The following is a 13,962-nucleotide window of genomic DNA, read 5'->3' as shown; positions in this document are numbered from 1 at the left end:
ACAGGGAAATTATATCAAATATTATTCTTTATTGCTGTTTATTACCGTAGCGTTTTACCCGTAGATCCGCCTGAGCTTTGTGACCTTTAAATCCTTCAAGATCACAAAGACGTGAAGCATATTCTCCAATTTGAGCACTTGCTTCAGGAGTGACTCTTTGATAAGTACATGTTTTAAGGAATTTTCCAACCCACAACCCACCTGTATAACGTGCTGCTTGTTTCGTTGGTAGAGTATGGTTGGTACCGATCACTTTGTCTCCATATGCAACGTTTGTCTCTGGACCAAGGAACAACGCGCCATAGTTTGTCATGTTATCAAGGAAGTATTCCGGATCCTCTGTTAGTACTTCTACATGCTCGTAAGCTAATTTATCCGCTTCTACTACTGCTTCTTCTAAAGTATCAACAAGTAAGATTGATCCATAATCTTTCCATGCTGCCCCAGCCACATCCGCTGTTGGAAGAACCTGTAGTTGACGTTCAATTTCCTTTTCTGTTTCATTTGCTAATTTCCTTGAGGTGGTAATCAGTGCTGCAGGAGAATTTGGACCATGTTCTGCTTGGCCGAGAAGATCTGTTGCAACAATTTCTGCATCCGATGATTCATCCGCAATAACAAGAACTTCTGTCGGTCCTGCAAAAAGATCGATGCCAACACGGCCGAATAGTTGTCGCTTCGCTTCTGCGACAAAAGCATTACCAGGTCCGACAAGCATATCTACCGGTTCAATTGTTTCTGTTCCAATTGCCATACCCCCCATTGCTTGAATACCGCCTAAAATATATATTTCGTCTGCTCCAGCTAGATGCATAGCAGTTACTGTAGCCGCAGGAATCTCTCCTTTAATCGGTGGGGTACAAGCAATTACGCGTTTCACTCCTGCAACTTTAGCCGTTAAAATGCTCATATGGGAGGAAGCAACCATTGGATATCGACCACCTGGGATATAGCAGCCAACACTGTTAACCGGAATGTTTTTATGTCCAAGAAACACGCCAGGTTGAGTTTGAACTTCAACATTACGAAGGGAATCTTTTTGGTGTTCAGCGAAGTTTTTTATTTGTTCTTGTGCAAATTTAATATCATTAACAACTTGTTCTGGAACAGAGTTTACAATTTCGTTAATTTTTTCATCAGAAAGTCTAAAACGCTTAGGGGACCACTTATCGAATTTCTCAGATAAGTTTCGAACTTCTTCATCACCTTTGGCCTCAATATCAGCAATTACTTTACTAACGGATTCTCTTACTTTTGTATCCGCTTCTTGTACGTCTTGAGGATTTCTACCTTCTTTAAGAAAAATAGCCAATTATCTCACTCCATTTCAAGTAGTTGAATCTATTTTTGCATACGTATGCAAAAATGACGAAAAATAAAAGTCTCTTAGACTTGTAAATTAATTTTCTATAAATATGGAAAAATTTATTTACATGACTTGAGAAAATAAATTTGAATACGTATGCAAAAACTATTATAGAATGTAAGCGCTGTTTTTTCAACCGGTAAATTCAGAATAGTTTAAAGTTTTATTTTTGTTTTTTACTTTATTCTATATATTGTGACAAATAACGGGTGGTGACAGGCACCACGATAGACCACGATAGCGCAAATTGAATTAGGTCTTTGTGCTTATCTTTTGTTTATAATTAATACACTTTAGAAACAACATAAGGTACATTAATTAATACTTAAGAACTATAAAAATGTTTATTTTTGTATTTTATGCATGAGGATAGACACGCACTGAAAAGTTCCATACGCACCGCCAAGTAATAATTTTATCGCTTTCATATTCGATTGCACTGGATCTATACTGTGAAAGTACAAAACAGCTAGAAAGGTGTGACCGCATATGAAGAACATTTTATTGATTAATGGACACGAGTATTTTCCGAAGTCTAAAGGTGAGTTAAACCAAACAATTTTTAATGAATGGAACGAGGTTCTCTCCTCAGACTATGAAGTGAAAACAACGATCGTTGATGAAGAGTATGATGTCGATCAAGAAATTGAGAAGTGGCAGTGGGCTGATGTGATCATTATGCAAACACCGATTTACTGGTTTAGCATTCCAGGTAACTTCAAGAAATACATTGATCGTGTTTACATGGACAAGATTTTCTTCATCGGCTCCGATCGCTATGGTCAGGGCGGCATGTTTACTAACAAGAAATACATGTTCTCTCTAACATGGAACGCACCTGAAGCAGCGTTTGGAAATGAAACGAGTTTCTTTGAAGGACGAGATCTTGATCAAGCCATCGATCACCTTCACAAGATGAATCAATACATCGGTATGCGCCCACTACCGACATACTCCATTCATAATGTGATGAAGGAAACCAATATGGCGCACTATAAAACAAAACTTCACGATCATTATCGAGAAGTGTTTGGAAAATAACACAACACCAGGAGAAGGTTTAAAATTAGATTTTCGGGAAAACCAATAAAGGATTATTGAAAGGAGCTATTCATAATGACTGTTCAAACAAAAACACTAAACAATAACATCGAAATGCCTGAACTAGGTTATGGCGTATTTCGAGTCGAGCAAGGTCAAGAGTTGGTTGAAGCTGTGAAAACAGCAATTAAGAAAGGCTACCGCAGCATTGATACAGCAGCAATCTACGGTAACGAGGAGAGTGTCGGTCAAGGAGTGAATGAAGCCATTAAAGAGGGGCTTGTTACAAGAGAAGAGCTTTTCATTACTTCAAAAGTATGGAATGACGGCCTATCTTACGATGAAACGATTGAAGCGTATGAAACAAGCCTATCTAAGCTAGGTCTTGAATACCTCGATCTTTACTTGATTCACTGGCCTGGTGATAACAAGTACCAGGAGCCGTGGAAAGCACTTGAAACACTTTATAAAGAAAAACGCGTACGTTCCATTGGGGTAAGTAACTTCCAGGTCAATCACCTTGAAGATCTTCGCAAAAACTTTGAGATTACACCTGTGATTAACCAAATCGAATTCCACCCACGTTTAACACAGGAAGAAGTAAGAACATATTGCGAAGAGCACAACATTCAAGTGGAAGCATGGTCACCACTTATGGCTGGTGAATTGTTAAATAATGAAACAATCGCTGGTATTGCGGAAAAGCATAATAAGTCAGTAGCGCAGGTTATCCTTCGTTGGGATCTGCAGCATAACGTCATTACGATTCCGAAATCAATGAATGAGAAGCGCATTGAAGCGAATATCGACCTCTTTGACTTTGAACTCACTTCAGAGGAAATGAAGCAACTTGATGCGTTGAACGACAATGCTCGTAGTGGCCCACACCCTGATGAATTTGATTTTAAAATGTAATATCTGTGAAGAAGGGCTGCATCCTGATGCAGTCCTTCTTTTTTGATACTCAACCTTCAAAGTAGCCGGTCCCATGGTGGGACCGGCTTTTTCTCGTTCTAAAAAATTTATTTTATCCGCAATGCCCCTTTTTCTACTTTTCAAACGATATATAGGGTGAAAGGAGGTGATCAACATGGCAACCTCATCCCTTATGGATACGCAACTTCGCATGGTACTTGAAGTAGGCGTGGATGAAAACGGTAAATCGATTTTCCGCAGCAAGAACTTCAATAACGTGAAAACATCCGCTACGCCTGATGCGCTTTTTGCAGTTGCACTAGCGCTAGCACCACTTCAGCAACACAATTTGTTTGCAGTGGAGCGCAATGACTCATCGGATCTTCAAGCGTAACAAGGCAGCCAATTTTTAAGAAAGGAGGAGATCTGACATGGCGAAAACACTCGAGCTACAGTTCAACACCCGTGACAATAAACCGTTCTCGATCACATTGAGCGATCCAGTCGAGCCTGTGAATCCAGCTGCTATTGCAGCTGCGATGGATACGCTTCTTGCGCAAAACTGTTTTACAACGAGCGGAGGCGATCTTGTATCGAAAAAAGGTGCTCGTATCATTGAGCGCAATGAGAACGACATTATCATCGGTTAATGGATAGAAAAGAGGAAGGGCACATGTCCTTCCTTTTTAGCAAGTCCATTAAACGAACAGGGAGGGAGAAGGAATGGAGTCCTGGATGTCTCTGATCAGCGATGTTGGCTTTCCAGTGGTGGTGACGCTTTACTTGCTGCACCGCATTGAGCAGAAGCTCGATACGCTGAACGATACAATTCTACAGCTGCCAGATCATTTAAACACTCGAAGTTCGAATCAGAAAACAGGGTGATTTCTGTGAAAAAGGAGAGAAGGTTCACTTTTGTGACCTCTCTCTATGCATGAATTACATAAGGAACGATCTAACTTCATATCGAACAGCGGCTTCCCATTCTCTTTTTAAATTCGGAGATGGTGAGGTTTCTTCAAGTGCGCCGCTGATCAGAACGTGGAATGCCTACCACACGTTTGAAAACAAAACTTGTCAGGTAAGCTGGAGCCGATGCAGAAAATTCAGCGTTCTCAAAGAGACACAGTTCCCGGTTTCTGTGGTGAGAAGCTATGGCGAGAACGGCCGTTAACGGTTCGGTTAGGTAACCAGGCGTACTACGGTACGGGTAGCAGCGCGCAGATGGCGCACATTGGACTGGTTTAATGTGTAGAAAGCGTGCTGTTGAAGAAATTCAAGCGTTCAAATCGGGTGATACGGTGGAAACCTCAGAAGGTCTCAGTATACTTCAGTAAAAAAGGACGGCTACATTTACAGCGCTGATGTCTTTTGTCAGCGCTGTAAAGGTAGTCTTTCTCTGCCCAATGTTTCCTATCAGATCTAGTGCCTTCAGTGGTTGAAGGGCACTAAAGCACTTGAGCTCAAGGGAAGATAAAGACGAAGAAAGAGAAGGATGAGGAAAGTGATAGGGGGTTGGGGAGAGCGGGTCAGAGTTTGACGTTAGGGTTTGATACGAAGAGTACGCGATCGGGTACCTTATAAAGCTTGGCATACCGTTCGACATCAAATAACAATATTCGGGTGGTGACAGGCACTATTTAAAAAACGGTTCTACCATTTCTGTAAACACTTCCGCAATCTCTTTATTCGCACTATAATAAAACGTATTTCGCTCATCTCGAATATGAATATTTACTAATCCAGCCCCTCTTAAAATGGAAAGGTGATGGTGAATATTACCTTTTGCCATCTCAATTTCAGAAACAATGTCAGTGAAAGTATGGGACTCGTGAGACAAATATTCCAGGATCCTTAATCTCTTTTCATCACCAAGAGCTTTCGCAAAACGAAGAAGTTCATTCCGCTTATTATTAGAATCCTTCACAGAATAAGTAATATAAAGGGTATCTTTTAAGTGATCGATCAATGCCATCGGTTGAATGTGCAGAGAGGGGATCAAGCAGACGTTCTGAACTGTTTCTGACTCAACGATAAAACGGCTAGCTTGCAAAACCACTTTTTCTCCTGCTTCTTCTTCCAGCATCTTTCGTTTACTCTCTGCATCAGCCGTTAATCGCTCCAAAACTCCCTCCCGATGAAACTGAAAATATTCCTTGTTCCATTCCTTTAACAGCTTAAGCGACCGATCTCGCTGCTCTAATAAATTTGTAGGCAACGTCATTTGATTGTCGAGCGAAGAGGCGAGCCGCTCAAACAATTCCCCAGCTGACATCTGTACTAACCATTCAAAAAAAGATTCAATTTCATGTTTATAAGGAGATGGTTCAATGAACAGCACGAGTAAATCTTCAAAGAACAGGTTCTCTTTTGAAGCAATCGCTTCTTTCAATTCAGGGGATAGCGATTCTTCCACTTCGCCTGGCCAATTAGAACCAAGAGCTAAATATTTCATAAGCGTTTGTCTTTTATATAAAGAAAAGCTTACTAATAGCTCATGTACTGGGGAGGCTAGCACGCTAACGTTATAGGACATTGATGTTCCTCCGATCATTTCACTTTCTTATTAGCTTATCATAATCGGTTCTAAATGATAATAATCGAAAAATTTTTAATTAACCCATTGACCGATAAAATCAGTTCAATTAATATTGAACTAATTAAAACGGTGGGAGGTTTTTACAATAACGTTCTTGGAACTGCAAAGACAGGTGATTGATCTTGTTGATAAAAAAGCCAATCAAGAAGCTTTTTCATTGATGGAACAAGCAAAAGAAAGGTTCCCCGAAAAACGTGACCGATTAGGCCATTGGATCGCAAGTTTGTATGTGTTAGAAGGAAAACATCAGGAGGCGCTAGCCGAGCTGCAAGATGTAATCGAGCATGGCTTATGGTGGAATCCGGAAATTTTATCAACAGACCCAGATTTAAGCACACTGAAACCCTATGCTGAATTCAATACGATTTTGATAGAATGCAAACGGATGTATGAAGCCGAAAAAGAATCTGCCCATGCTTATTACAGTACTCTGGGTAACAATGAGGCGGAAACGGTGCTCTTCCCACTGCACTGGAAAGGATCGAATATCGACGACTTTTCGAAGCAGTGGTCTGATCCGAAAATAATGAGAGATTACTTTATGGGTTTTCCTCAATCCTCTCAACTTTTCAGCTATCAGTGCTATTCATGGGATGATCTAACCACGGCAATGAATGATGTGAAAAAAACTTATCAAACATTCACTCAACAGCATCATCTTTCTGAAAAAGTTCACATCATGGCAGGAGCCTCTCAAGGTGGAAATATCGCTACTCAAATGAGTTTGCGAGCTGACGTGGAAGAATTTCATGATTTTATCGCCATCGTTCCAGCTTTCGATCTAAAGTCACTTAAAGAAACGCTCACAAACCAGCGAGATCCTCATGCAAGAGGGTGCATCATTACGGGAGATCAAGATCCTTACTATGAAACTGTATTGGAAGCAGTTCAACTGTTTCAAACGTATCAGATTCCTTGCAAACTCATTGTAAAAGAAGGGATGGGTCACGTCTTTCCAGCTGATTTTCCAGATGTGTTAGACGAGGCAGTTCGTTATGTGACAGACTAGATACGCTCAGAGATAACGATGCTGGAAAATGAAACCACATCACTGGCAAGTCTTACTAGTAAGAGACAGTGAAAAATCGATAAGGAGAGATAGGAAATGGAGTCTAACGAAAAGCTATTTTCAAAACCCTACTGGATGATGAATACGCTCGGCCTCTTACTTTTTGTCCTTATAGGTGTATTCCTTGTTTTGAACGCTCGTCTCACTGCTTTCACAATCGTTGCAGTTTGCTATGGATTTGTCATGCTAATTGGCAATTCACTGTACCGTTCTTATTGAAATGAATGGAAAAAGGAAAGAAATCATAAACGGAGAGCGCTTAAGGAGAAAAGCTAATTTGAATCTCCTTAAGGGTTATTTTTTTGCCCTGATGTTAGGCAAGGATGCAGTTCAATCGGTCATGTTTTTAGAAAATGTGATAAATAGGTTCATGATAGGAGAAAGTAAATGTATCATAGGTTCGTTAAGAGGATGGACTTTTCGTGGACAATTATAAAAGCGATAATACCGCAAGAAGATTTAAGGCTCATGTGAGTATTCTTGGTACGACCCAAATCCATTTAAGGAATCCTTATATCATAGCCTGGTGGTCTGTCTCGTTTCCGGGGTTTGGGCATTTGCTGCTATCGAAATATTTAAGAGGATTTTTGTTACTAGCCTGGGAAGTCGTGATCAATTTAAAGGCTCACGTAAATCTTGCGATGATTTATTCTTTTCAGGGAAATATTTCAATGGCTAAAGAGGTTTTAGATACCCGTTGGCTTCTCATTTACATACCCGTTTACATCTTTGGAATTTGGGACAGCTATCGCACAACGGTTGATATGAACAATGTGTATATCCTGGCTGAGCGAGAAGATCATGAGATTAACTCCTTTAGTATAGGAGCGTTGGAAATTAATTATTTAGACAAAAGAAGCCCTTATTTAGCGGCACTGTGGTCATTTTTCATGCCGGGACTCGGGCAACTTTACATTCATAGAATTGTTACCGCATTTGTGGTCATCATATGGAGCGTCATTTTCTTTTATTACTCCCACATGCTAGAAGGCGTCTCTTTGCTATTTTTAGGAGAGATTAAGAAGGCGACTAGTGTTCTAGAACCCGAGTGGCTACTCATGTTTCCCTCTTTATATGGGTTCGCTATCTTTGATGCTTACATGAATACGGTGGAAAATAATAAGTTGTATGAAAAAGAGCAAAGGCGTTTTCTTAAGAATCATTATCAAGCTAAGACGTTTCGCGTCTTGAGAAGGAAAGAGCGTATATGAGTATGCAGATATTTTCAACCTTTGAAAATCATATCTTTTTAGAAATTGCGATTTCGAATTTAGAGAAAATGGGGATTAAAAGAGAAAATATCTACGCTGTTCCGCTTGATAACCGCGAAGAAAACAGAAAAATCTTTGACACATTACATCGATCAGATGGGATCTCTCTCATTGACATTGCGATGCCATTGGCCACAGCATTTTCCGTTATTACTGCTAGCCTCGGTTTTGAACTGAAATGGGGACCAATCTATTGGGGGTTAATCGGGGCCATCGGTGGCTTTATGATTGGATTCGCAATCCGCTTGTTGATTGTCATGATAACGAATAAGAAAAAACAACGCTTAAAAGGAAAACAGTCGGAAGTTATTTTAATCATCGAGTGTGAAAATGAAAAGGGTGAGGTGGTAGAAAAAATCCTATGGGAACACTTGGCGATTGGTTTAGCAAAGGTCATGAAATAGGTGATGAACGCAAGTGGAAAAATACATAGAAAGAGCGTTTTGAAATGCATTTACTGTCATTCTTCTGATTAATACGAGATGAATTCCTTTAAGGGATTCATCTTTTTTTATGTCTTCTTACTCATAAATAGCTTGTGATCTTCTTCTAATAAAGCCAACTCATCAAAGAAGAATGGATGAAAAGAAGGGGGTTTCTTCTATATATCGAAAAAGTATAGTGGCCTAATCTTAGAGGACACCAAAAGGAGACAAAGATGAAATCAAATCGTGCACTACTCATTGTTGATGTTCAGAAAGCATTTGAAAATGAAAAATGGGGCGAGCGAAACAATCATCAAGCAGAAGAAAATATACGGCAGCTGCTAGACGCTTGGAGAGCGAGCGGGGATCACGTCATTTTTATTCAGCACCGTTCAGATGACCCAGCCTCTGTTTTCTACCACGGTCAGCCAGGTTACGAATTTAAGGACATCGTTAAGCCTGAGTCCGGAGAAGTCATTTTCACGAAAAAAGTGAATAGTGCTTTTATCGGCACGAATTTAGAAAACTACCTTCATGAACATTCTTTATCTGAAGTGGTCATTACTGGTTTAACGACCCCGCACTGCGTGTCTACCACAACAAGAATGAGTGGGAATTTGGGATTTGATACCTACCTGATCTCAGACGCGACGGCAGCGTATGGACTAACAGATCAAAATGGTCATTATTATGATCCTGAACAAGTTCATGCGCTTACGTTAGCGACATTACATGAAGAATTTTCCACTGTATTAACGACGGAGGCGCTTTTGCGGCTATTGAAATGATGATCACACACTCTCAACAAGGAAGTTTAACGGCTTAGCGGGATATTGAGAATATGCTCTACCAATATAACCTCAGTCACTTCCCAGAAGATTTGCATAATCGATACGAAGAGTTGAATTTGTATTTGCGAGATGAGCAAAGCGTTGTTCGTGGCGGGCTACTTGCCGAGATTTGTTGGAACTGGCTTGAAATCCATACGCTTATGGTGGATGAGGAGCTTAGGAATAAAGGCTATGGTCATAAGCTCTTGAAACAGGCAGAAAAAATCGCTCTTCAGAGAGAGTGTGATTTTATTAAAGTCGATACATTAAGCTTTCAGGCACTCTCATTCTATGAAAAACATGGGTATAAGGTATACGGTTGTCTTGATGGAGTCGGTCGAGAATTTAAACACTACTATTTGAAGAAAGACTTGTAGAGGTGAAACGACGTGAATGCTTTTCCAATTGAAACACCTTATTTTACGTTTAGTAGGATTGACAATGGCGTATATGTGGCAATCGCAAAAGAGGGGAAGGGGGCCTGGAGCAATGCAGGTGTAGTGGATCTTGGAGAAGAACTGCTTGTGTTTGATTCCTTCTCGACGCCTTCAGCTGCTCGAGAATTAAGAGTTCTAGCAGAGCGTCTCACAGGGAAGAAAACGCGCTATCTCATAAACAGCCACTATCATGGCGATCACGTTTTCGGAAATCAGGTATTTGAGGATATCGCGATTATTTCAACAAACGCAACGCGGGAATTAAGCGAAACCCATCACGTCATCGGTGAACTTGAAGCCGAGCAAGAAGAGACGAGGCAGTATTTGCGGGAGTTAAAGAAACAAATGAACGTGGCCCAAACACGTGCGCTACAAATAAGTTTGTCTAACCAATATGATGAAATGACGAAAGTGCTTACATCGCTACCTGAGCTCAAAATCGTTTTACCATCCATTATCTTTGAAAAGAAACTTACCCTCTATGGGTCTGATCGAAAGGTTGAGTTAATGTGTTGGGGCGGTGGCCACACAGCAAGTGACACATTTTTGTACTTACCAGATGAGAAAATAGCTTTTATGGGAGATCTTGCGACAGAAGATCTCCACGTTCCAATTTATAATCCAGATCGTTTTGTATCCATTTTAAACGAGGTAATGGCGTTAGAAATAAACACAGTCATCCCTGGTCACGGAAATATAAGTGGGAGATCATTGTTAGAAACACAGAAAAGTTACGTCTCTTATTTGATTGGCGAAACAAAAAAAGCGCTTAAGGAAGAGATTAAATTAGACGATTTCAAGTTTCATTTTCAACTCTTTCCTCACTATCAAAATTGGAAAGGCATAAAGGGAGTCGAAGGGAATTTGTCAGGCCTCTATCACTACTATAACGATTTAGAAAGGTGTTTCCATGATTAAGGGTATCAATCATTTTTTATTTTCAGTATCAAACCTTGAGCGATCCATCGCCTTTTATCGAAATGTGTTTGATGCTAAGTTGCTTGTGAAAGGAAAACGAACGGCTTACTTTGATTTGAATGGACTATGGCTTGCACTTAATGAGGAGAAGGACCGCGTTTACGATTGAAAAAGAAGATATGGAGAAGATCATACACAAACTAAAGGATCTTAATGTGAACATTCTCCCAGGTCGGGAGCGAGATGAGCGTGACAAGCAGTCGATTTATTTTACGGATCCAGATGGTCACAAGTTTGAGTTTCATACGGGGTCTTTGGAAGATCGGATAAATTATTATAAGCAAGAAAAACAACATATGGTATTTTACGAATGATCATAGCGTGTAGAAGGAGAGGTGGTGTTAACGTATGAAGGCTGATGCCATTCCGAATATCCCTCGAATCCAAAAAGGAGATAACATTGGCCAGATCATTGCCGATGCTGTTTTACATTCTCACGTTCCACTTAAAAAAGGTGATATTCTATGCGTAGCTTCAAAAGTCATTTCAACAGCAGAAGGACGAGAAGTGGCGCTCAGTGATATGACGGCTGGTGAAGTCGCCAAACGTATACACAAGGAAGTTCCTCGGAAAGACCCGAGAGTAATTCAAAAAATGATTGATGTAACGGGTGATCCATCTGGTCGTAGATTAGAAGTTTCTCATAACTATATCGGAGCCTGGCTACCAAATGGCATGCGCTTAACGAGTGCAGGGATCGATAAAATCGATGATGATTCTATAATGCTTTTACCTGAAGATGCTGATAAGAGTGCCAAGGAAATTGGCGAAACGATACAAAGAATGTGTAACGTGACGGTAGGTGTCGTTGTCACAGATAGTGATGGCCGAATTGAAAAGAAGGGTGCCACTCAGATTGCGATTGGTTTGTATGGGGTCCCGGCTTTAAGAAAAAGTGAAACAATTGATTCAAAGACAGGTGAGGTTAAGCAATCTTTTGAAACGTTTTGTGACCTACTGGCCGCATCAGCCGCTCTCATTATGGGACAGCGTGGAACAAACAGGCCGGTTGTCAAAATTAGCGGCGTATCCTATCAATTTAACGCGAATAGCGGGATTCGAGATTCGCTTAGTCGGTCACCGAAATAGACCTAGGTGAGTGCAAGCTTTTTGTAAAATAAAGCCGACAAGCAGTGTTGGCACTTGTAGTATTTACAGGTTTAGTAAATGTTTGAAGAGGAATACATAATACATGGAACAGGACGTTCGAGTGACGGCTAGTTACTCCAAGATAACTCAGGAGGCAAAACAATGAACGTATTAAAAGAGCAATATGATTTCATCAAACATACTCGAAAAGTTCTCTTTCATTTTTGTGAAAAGATTGATCAAGAGGATTATAGAAAAGAAGTGGATGGATATGGATGGGGCTCGATTCGAAATCTCCATGTTCACATCGCTGAGTGCTATCAGAGCTGGATCGGCCGATTTGCTCTTGAAACCGGCAAACCTGCTGTGGAAGCGTCAAAAGTGACAGATGTAAATGAAATGAGAACGGTATTTGAAAGCGTGGATCAGCTAGTTTACCGTTTTCTAGAAAATTACGAGAATCGATTGGATGAGAAAATTAGTCGGAAAGTATCCTGGCAAGAGGAGGAACAAGAACTCTCTCCACTATGGCTATTCACGCATACGATCACACATGAATTTCATCACAAGGGACAGATTGTCACGTTAACACGAGCTCTCGGTTATGAGCCCGTCGACACGGATTTACTAACCCCATCTGATATTAATCGGTATTTAGACTATCCTGAGAAAGGATAGTTTTCAGTTGATCATAAGGAAAGACGACTTGTAAAAGACCACTTTTACGAGTTGTCTTTTTTTTTTGATCCTAAACCTTGTTAAGAATATATAGCTCATATTGGAAAAAAAGGGAAACAAACTACAAAATAAATGGTAAAATCAAGGTGGAGCATAAGGAGGGGTATTTTGAAAATCATAGCGGTTGTTCTATTTGCTTTGGTCGGTAGCATTTTACTAGGGTTATCTGTTGAGAGCTTTGGAGAAGGTGGCCATTGGTTCCTGCGATTTGTTGGGATTATGAGTCTCATCGCAAGTTTTCGTCTTGCCACGCATCATAAAAAATTCGCGTAAGGAGAAATCGGATGATCATAGGGGCGAGTGTGCATATAGGCGATATCCTCTTTCAGCTTGTTTCATTTGTACTAATGTTTGGGCTAGTAGTGGGGATTTTGTTTTTAATCGTGAGCTTAAAAAAGAGAAGTTCGAAATTAGATCGCGTCGAACAAAAGGTCGATCAGCTACTTGAGAGAGAAGAGTCAAAGTCTGACTAGTAGAGGGGAATCACTGATTTTACATAAAAGTTTAGAGGGTTTATTTCTGATTGTGGTGACATTGTTACTAATCTATGATTACTTTCCAACGAGTGGTTTAACAGAAGTTCTCCCTCAAAGGGTCCTTTTCTGGTTCTTAATTGGTACAGTTGTCATGATTGCCATGGTTAAAACTACGGCTAACGCTACTGAAAAAAGCTCTTTTCAGTGGCAGCTTTTTATCCTCATCTATGCATTTCTCCTTATCGCGTGCCTGGGGTGGGCTGGCGGTGAATCGACAGTAGGGATTTCATTTGAAGATCCACTTTTCTGGCTGGTCTCCTTTATCGCACTGGTTCAACTAGGATTTCAGTGGAAAAGGATGAGGCGGGAAAAATGGCAAAACGAAGAAGTGAACGGATTGGATTAAGGCGTTTTGAGGAGGATTTACATGAAAAAAGCACAAATCCTCATGGCGATTTCTTCAAGTCCTTTACTCCTCTACTCACTTTTAACCAGCTATAAAGCGGGGTTTGTTATCGCGATGGCTGGTCTTTTTATTGCCCTTTTGCTGAGACAAATTCGACTATGGAAGTATCGTGCCATTCTTGACCATCCGAGTCGGCGGTACGAGAGGGACGTGGAAGAGGAGCTTGGTGGAGGAGATTCGGAGGAATAGGCTAGAGAGATGGAGCAGGATTGCAGCGAGGGTCACTTATTTGATCGGTTTTTAGTGCGAAAAGGTGGTGACT

Annotated in this window: 21 protein-coding genes and 1 pseudogene; 20 read left to right on the top strand and 2 right to left on the bottom strand. The window is 40.6% G+C overall.

The features are described from left to right. Window positions 1-28: 28 nt before the first annotated feature. Window positions 29-1,312 carry a histidinol dehydrogenase gene (gene hisD, locus LC090_RS16240; protein ID WP_226659062.1) on the bottom strand — a complete coding sequence of 428 codons (1,284 nt, stop codon included), beginning with the start codon at window positions 1,310-1,312 and terminating at the stop codon, window positions 29-31. Window positions 1,313-1,855: 543 nt separating this feature from the next. Between hisD and LC090_RS16235 the strand changes: the two genes are divergently transcribed. The 6 genes from LC090_RS16235 to LC090_RS16210 all read left to right on the top strand — a co-directional run bounded on the left by LC090_RS16235 (window position 1,856) and on the right by LC090_RS16210 (window position 4,570). After that, window positions 1,856-2,407: an NAD(P)H-dependent oxidoreductase gene (locus LC090_RS16235; RefSeq protein WP_226659061.1), complete on the top strand. Its 552-nt coding sequence runs from the start codon at window positions 1,856-1,858 to the stop codon at window positions 2,405-2,407. Between the two features lie 75 nt (window positions 2,408-2,482). Then, a complete protein-coding gene (locus tag LC090_RS16230; RefSeq protein ID WP_226659060.1) occupies window positions 2,483-3,322 on the top strand; it encodes an aldo/keto reductase in 840 nt (279 codons plus the stop codon). Between the two features lie 175 nt (window positions 3,323-3,497). Then, window positions 3,498-3,716 (top strand): DUF1659 domain-containing protein, encoded by a 219-nt coding sequence (locus LC090_RS16225; RefSeq protein WP_098442650.1) that lies wholly within the window; start codon window positions 3,498-3,500, stop codon window positions 3,714-3,716. 37 nt (window positions 3,717-3,753) lie between these two features. Next, on the top strand, window positions 3,754-3,972 hold the full coding sequence (locus tag LC090_RS16220; RefSeq protein WP_166000532.1) for a DUF2922 domain-containing protein: 219 nt from the start codon (window positions 3,754-3,756) through the stop codon (window positions 3,970-3,972). Between the two features lie 73 nt (window positions 3,973-4,045). Next, window positions 4,046-4,207 (top strand): YvrJ family protein, encoded by a 162-nt coding sequence (locus LC090_RS16215; protein ID WP_226659059.1) that lies wholly within the window; start codon window positions 4,046-4,048, stop codon window positions 4,205-4,207. Window positions 4,208-4,417: 210 nt separating this feature from the next. Continuing rightward, window positions 4,418-4,570, top strand: a complete 153-nt coding sequence (locus LC090_RS16210) for a hypothetical protein (RefSeq protein ID WP_226659058.1) — start codon at window positions 4,418-4,420, stop codon at window positions 4,568-4,570. A gap of 388 nt (window positions 4,571-4,958) precedes the next feature. On the opposite strand, the gene LC090_RS16205 is transcribed toward LC090_RS16210, so the two are convergent. Next, window positions 4,959-5,858 (bottom strand): ArsR/SmtB family transcription factor, encoded by a 900-nt coding sequence (locus LC090_RS16205; RefSeq protein ID WP_226659057.1) that lies wholly within the window; start codon window positions 5,856-5,858, stop codon window positions 4,959-4,961. Between the two features lie 157 nt (window positions 5,859-6,015). Here LC090_RS16205 and LC090_RS16200 point away from each other — a divergent pair, with 157 nt between their 5' ends. The 14 genes and pseudogenes from LC090_RS16200 (at window position 6,016) to LC090_RS16135 (ending at window position 13,889) form a co-directional block, all read left to right on the top strand. Further along, window positions 6,016-6,930: a hypothetical protein gene (locus LC090_RS16200; protein WP_226659056.1), complete on the top strand. Its 915-nt coding sequence runs from the start codon at window positions 6,016-6,018 to the stop codon at window positions 6,928-6,930. A 96-nt stretch (window positions 6,931-7,026) separates the two neighbouring features. Further along, window positions 7,027-7,209, top strand: coding sequence for a hypothetical protein (locus LC090_RS16195; RefSeq protein ID WP_226659055.1), 183 nt, complete (start codon window positions 7,027-7,029; stop codon window positions 7,207-7,209). Between the two features lie 203 nt (window positions 7,210-7,412). Further along, window positions 7,413-8,201: a hypothetical protein gene (locus tag LC090_RS16190; RefSeq protein ID WP_226659054.1), complete on the top strand. Its 789-nt coding sequence runs from the start codon at window positions 7,413-7,415 to the stop codon at window positions 8,199-8,201. A gap of 2 nt (window positions 8,202-8,203) precedes the next feature. Further along, a complete protein-coding gene (locus LC090_RS16185) occupies window positions 8,204-8,665 on the top strand; it encodes a hypothetical protein (RefSeq protein WP_226659390.1) in 462 nt (153 codons plus the stop codon). A 254-nt stretch (window positions 8,666-8,919) separates the two neighbouring features. Continuing rightward, on the top strand, window positions 8,920-9,474 hold the full coding sequence (locus LC090_RS16180; RefSeq protein WP_226659053.1) for a cysteine hydrolase family protein: 555 nt from the start codon (window positions 8,920-8,922) through the stop codon (window positions 9,472-9,474). A gap of 53 nt (window positions 9,475-9,527) precedes the next feature. Next, window positions 9,528-9,893 (top strand): GNAT family N-acetyltransferase, encoded by a 366-nt coding sequence (locus LC090_RS16175; RefSeq protein WP_226659052.1) that lies wholly within the window; start codon window positions 9,528-9,530, stop codon window positions 9,891-9,893. 12 nt (window positions 9,894-9,905) lie between these two features. Further along, window positions 9,906-10,871, top strand: a complete 966-nt coding sequence (locus LC090_RS16170) for an MBL fold metallo-hydrolase (protein ID WP_226659051.1) — start codon at window positions 9,906-9,908, stop codon at window positions 10,869-10,871. Continuing rightward, a pseudogene (gene fosB / locus LC090_RS16165) lies at window positions 10,864-11,245 on the top strand (metallothiol transferase FosB). Before LC090_RS16170 ends, fosB begins: the two are co-directional and overlap by 8 nt. 34 nt (window positions 11,246-11,279) lie before the next feature. After that, window positions 11,280-12,020, top strand: a complete 741-nt coding sequence (locus LC090_RS16160; protein ID WP_226659050.1) for a coenzyme F420-0:L-glutamate ligase — start codon at window positions 11,280-11,282, stop codon at window positions 12,018-12,020. A gap of 162 nt (window positions 12,021-12,182) precedes the next feature. Continuing rightward, a complete protein-coding gene (locus LC090_RS16155) occupies window positions 12,183-12,698 on the top strand; it encodes a DinB family protein (RefSeq protein WP_226659049.1) in 516 nt (171 codons plus the stop codon). A gap of 168 nt (window positions 12,699-12,866) precedes the next feature. Next, complete coding sequence (locus tag LC090_RS16150; RefSeq protein WP_226659048.1) at window positions 12,867-13,031, top strand: hypothetical protein; 165 nt, start codon at window positions 12,867-12,869, stop codon at window positions 13,029-13,031. An 11-nt stretch (window positions 13,032-13,042) separates the two neighbouring features. Continuing rightward, window positions 13,043-13,231 carry a DUF4083 family protein gene (locus tag LC090_RS16145; RefSeq protein WP_226659047.1) on the top strand — a complete coding sequence of 63 codons (189 nt, stop codon included), beginning with the start codon at window positions 13,043-13,045 and terminating at the stop codon, window positions 13,229-13,231. Window positions 13,232-13,292: 61 nt separating this feature from the next. Further along, window positions 13,293-13,640, top strand: a complete 348-nt coding sequence (locus LC090_RS16140; protein ID WP_226659046.1) for a hypothetical protein — start codon at window positions 13,293-13,295, stop codon at window positions 13,638-13,640. Between the two features lie 21 nt (window positions 13,641-13,661). Then, window positions 13,662-13,889 (top strand): hypothetical protein, encoded by a 228-nt coding sequence (locus LC090_RS16135; RefSeq protein ID WP_226659045.1) that lies wholly within the window; start codon window positions 13,662-13,664, stop codon window positions 13,887-13,889. The last annotated feature ends 73 nt before the right edge of the window (window positions 13,890-13,962 follow it).

Source organism: Guptibacillus hwajinpoensis (genome assembly GCF_020524165.1).
Taxonomy (GTDB): domain Bacteria; phylum Bacillota; class Bacilli; order Bacillales; family Guptibacillaceae; genus Guptibacillus; species Guptibacillus hwajinpoensis_D.
This window is presented reverse-complemented; position numbering and strand designations above follow the sequence as displayed.

What these genes read in the sequence shown, in the direction of transcription:
- LC090_RS16220 (WP_166000532.1), top strand. Translation starts at nt 3,754, where the DNA reads ATGGCGAAAACACTCGAGCTACAGTTCAACACCCGTGACAATAAACCG.
- LC090_RS16230 (WP_226659060.1), top strand. Translation starts at nt 2,483, where the DNA reads ATGACTGTTCAAACAAAAACACTAAACAATAACATCGAAATGCCTGAA.
- LC090_RS16235 (WP_226659061.1), top strand. Translation starts at nt 1,856, where the DNA reads ATGAAGAACATTTTATTGATTAATGGACACGAGTATTTTCCGAAGTCT.
- LC090_RS16195 (WP_226659055.1), top strand. Translation starts at nt 7,027, where the DNA reads ATGGAGTCTAACGAAAAGCTATTTTCAAAACCCTACTGGATGATGAAT.
- LC090_RS16205 (WP_226659057.1), bottom strand. Translation starts at nt 5,858, where the DNA reads ATGTCCTATAACGTTAGCGTGCTAGCCTCCCCAGTACATGAGCTATTA.
- LC090_RS16215 (WP_226659059.1), top strand. Translation starts at nt 4,046, where the DNA reads ATGGAGTCCTGGATGTCTCTGATCAGCGATGTTGGCTTTCCAGTGGTG.
- LC090_RS16145 (WP_226659047.1), top strand. Translation starts at nt 13,043, where the DNA reads ATGATCATAGGGGCGAGTGTGCATATAGGCGATATCCTCTTTCAGCTT.
- LC090_RS16155 (WP_226659049.1), top strand. Translation starts at nt 12,183, where the DNA reads ATGAACGTATTAAAAGAGCAATATGATTTCATCAAACATACTCGAAAA.
- LC090_RS16135 (WP_226659045.1), top strand. Translation starts at nt 13,662, where the DNA reads ATGAAAAAAGCACAAATCCTCATGGCGATTTCTTCAAGTCCTTTACTC.
- LC090_RS16175 (WP_226659052.1), top strand. Translation starts at nt 9,528, where the DNA reads ATGCTCTACCAATATAACCTCAGTCACTTCCCAGAAGATTTGCATAAT.
- LC090_RS16225 (WP_098442650.1), top strand. Translation starts at nt 3,498, where the DNA reads ATGGCAACCTCATCCCTTATGGATACGCAACTTCGCATGGTACTTGAA.
- LC090_RS16210 (WP_226659058.1), top strand. Translation starts at nt 4,418, where the DNA reads ATGCAGAAAATTCAGCGTTCTCAAAGAGACACAGTTCCCGGTTTCTGT.
- LC090_RS16185 (WP_226659390.1), top strand. Translation starts at nt 8,204, where the DNA reads ATGCAGATATTTTCAACCTTTGAAAATCATATCTTTTTAGAAATTGCG.
- LC090_RS16180 (WP_226659053.1), top strand. Translation starts at nt 8,920, where the DNA reads ATGAAATCAAATCGTGCACTACTCATTGTTGATGTTCAGAAAGCATTT.
- LC090_RS16160 (WP_226659050.1), top strand. Translation starts at nt 11,280, where the DNA reads ATGAAGGCTGATGCCATTCCGAATATCCCTCGAATCCAAAAAGGAGAT.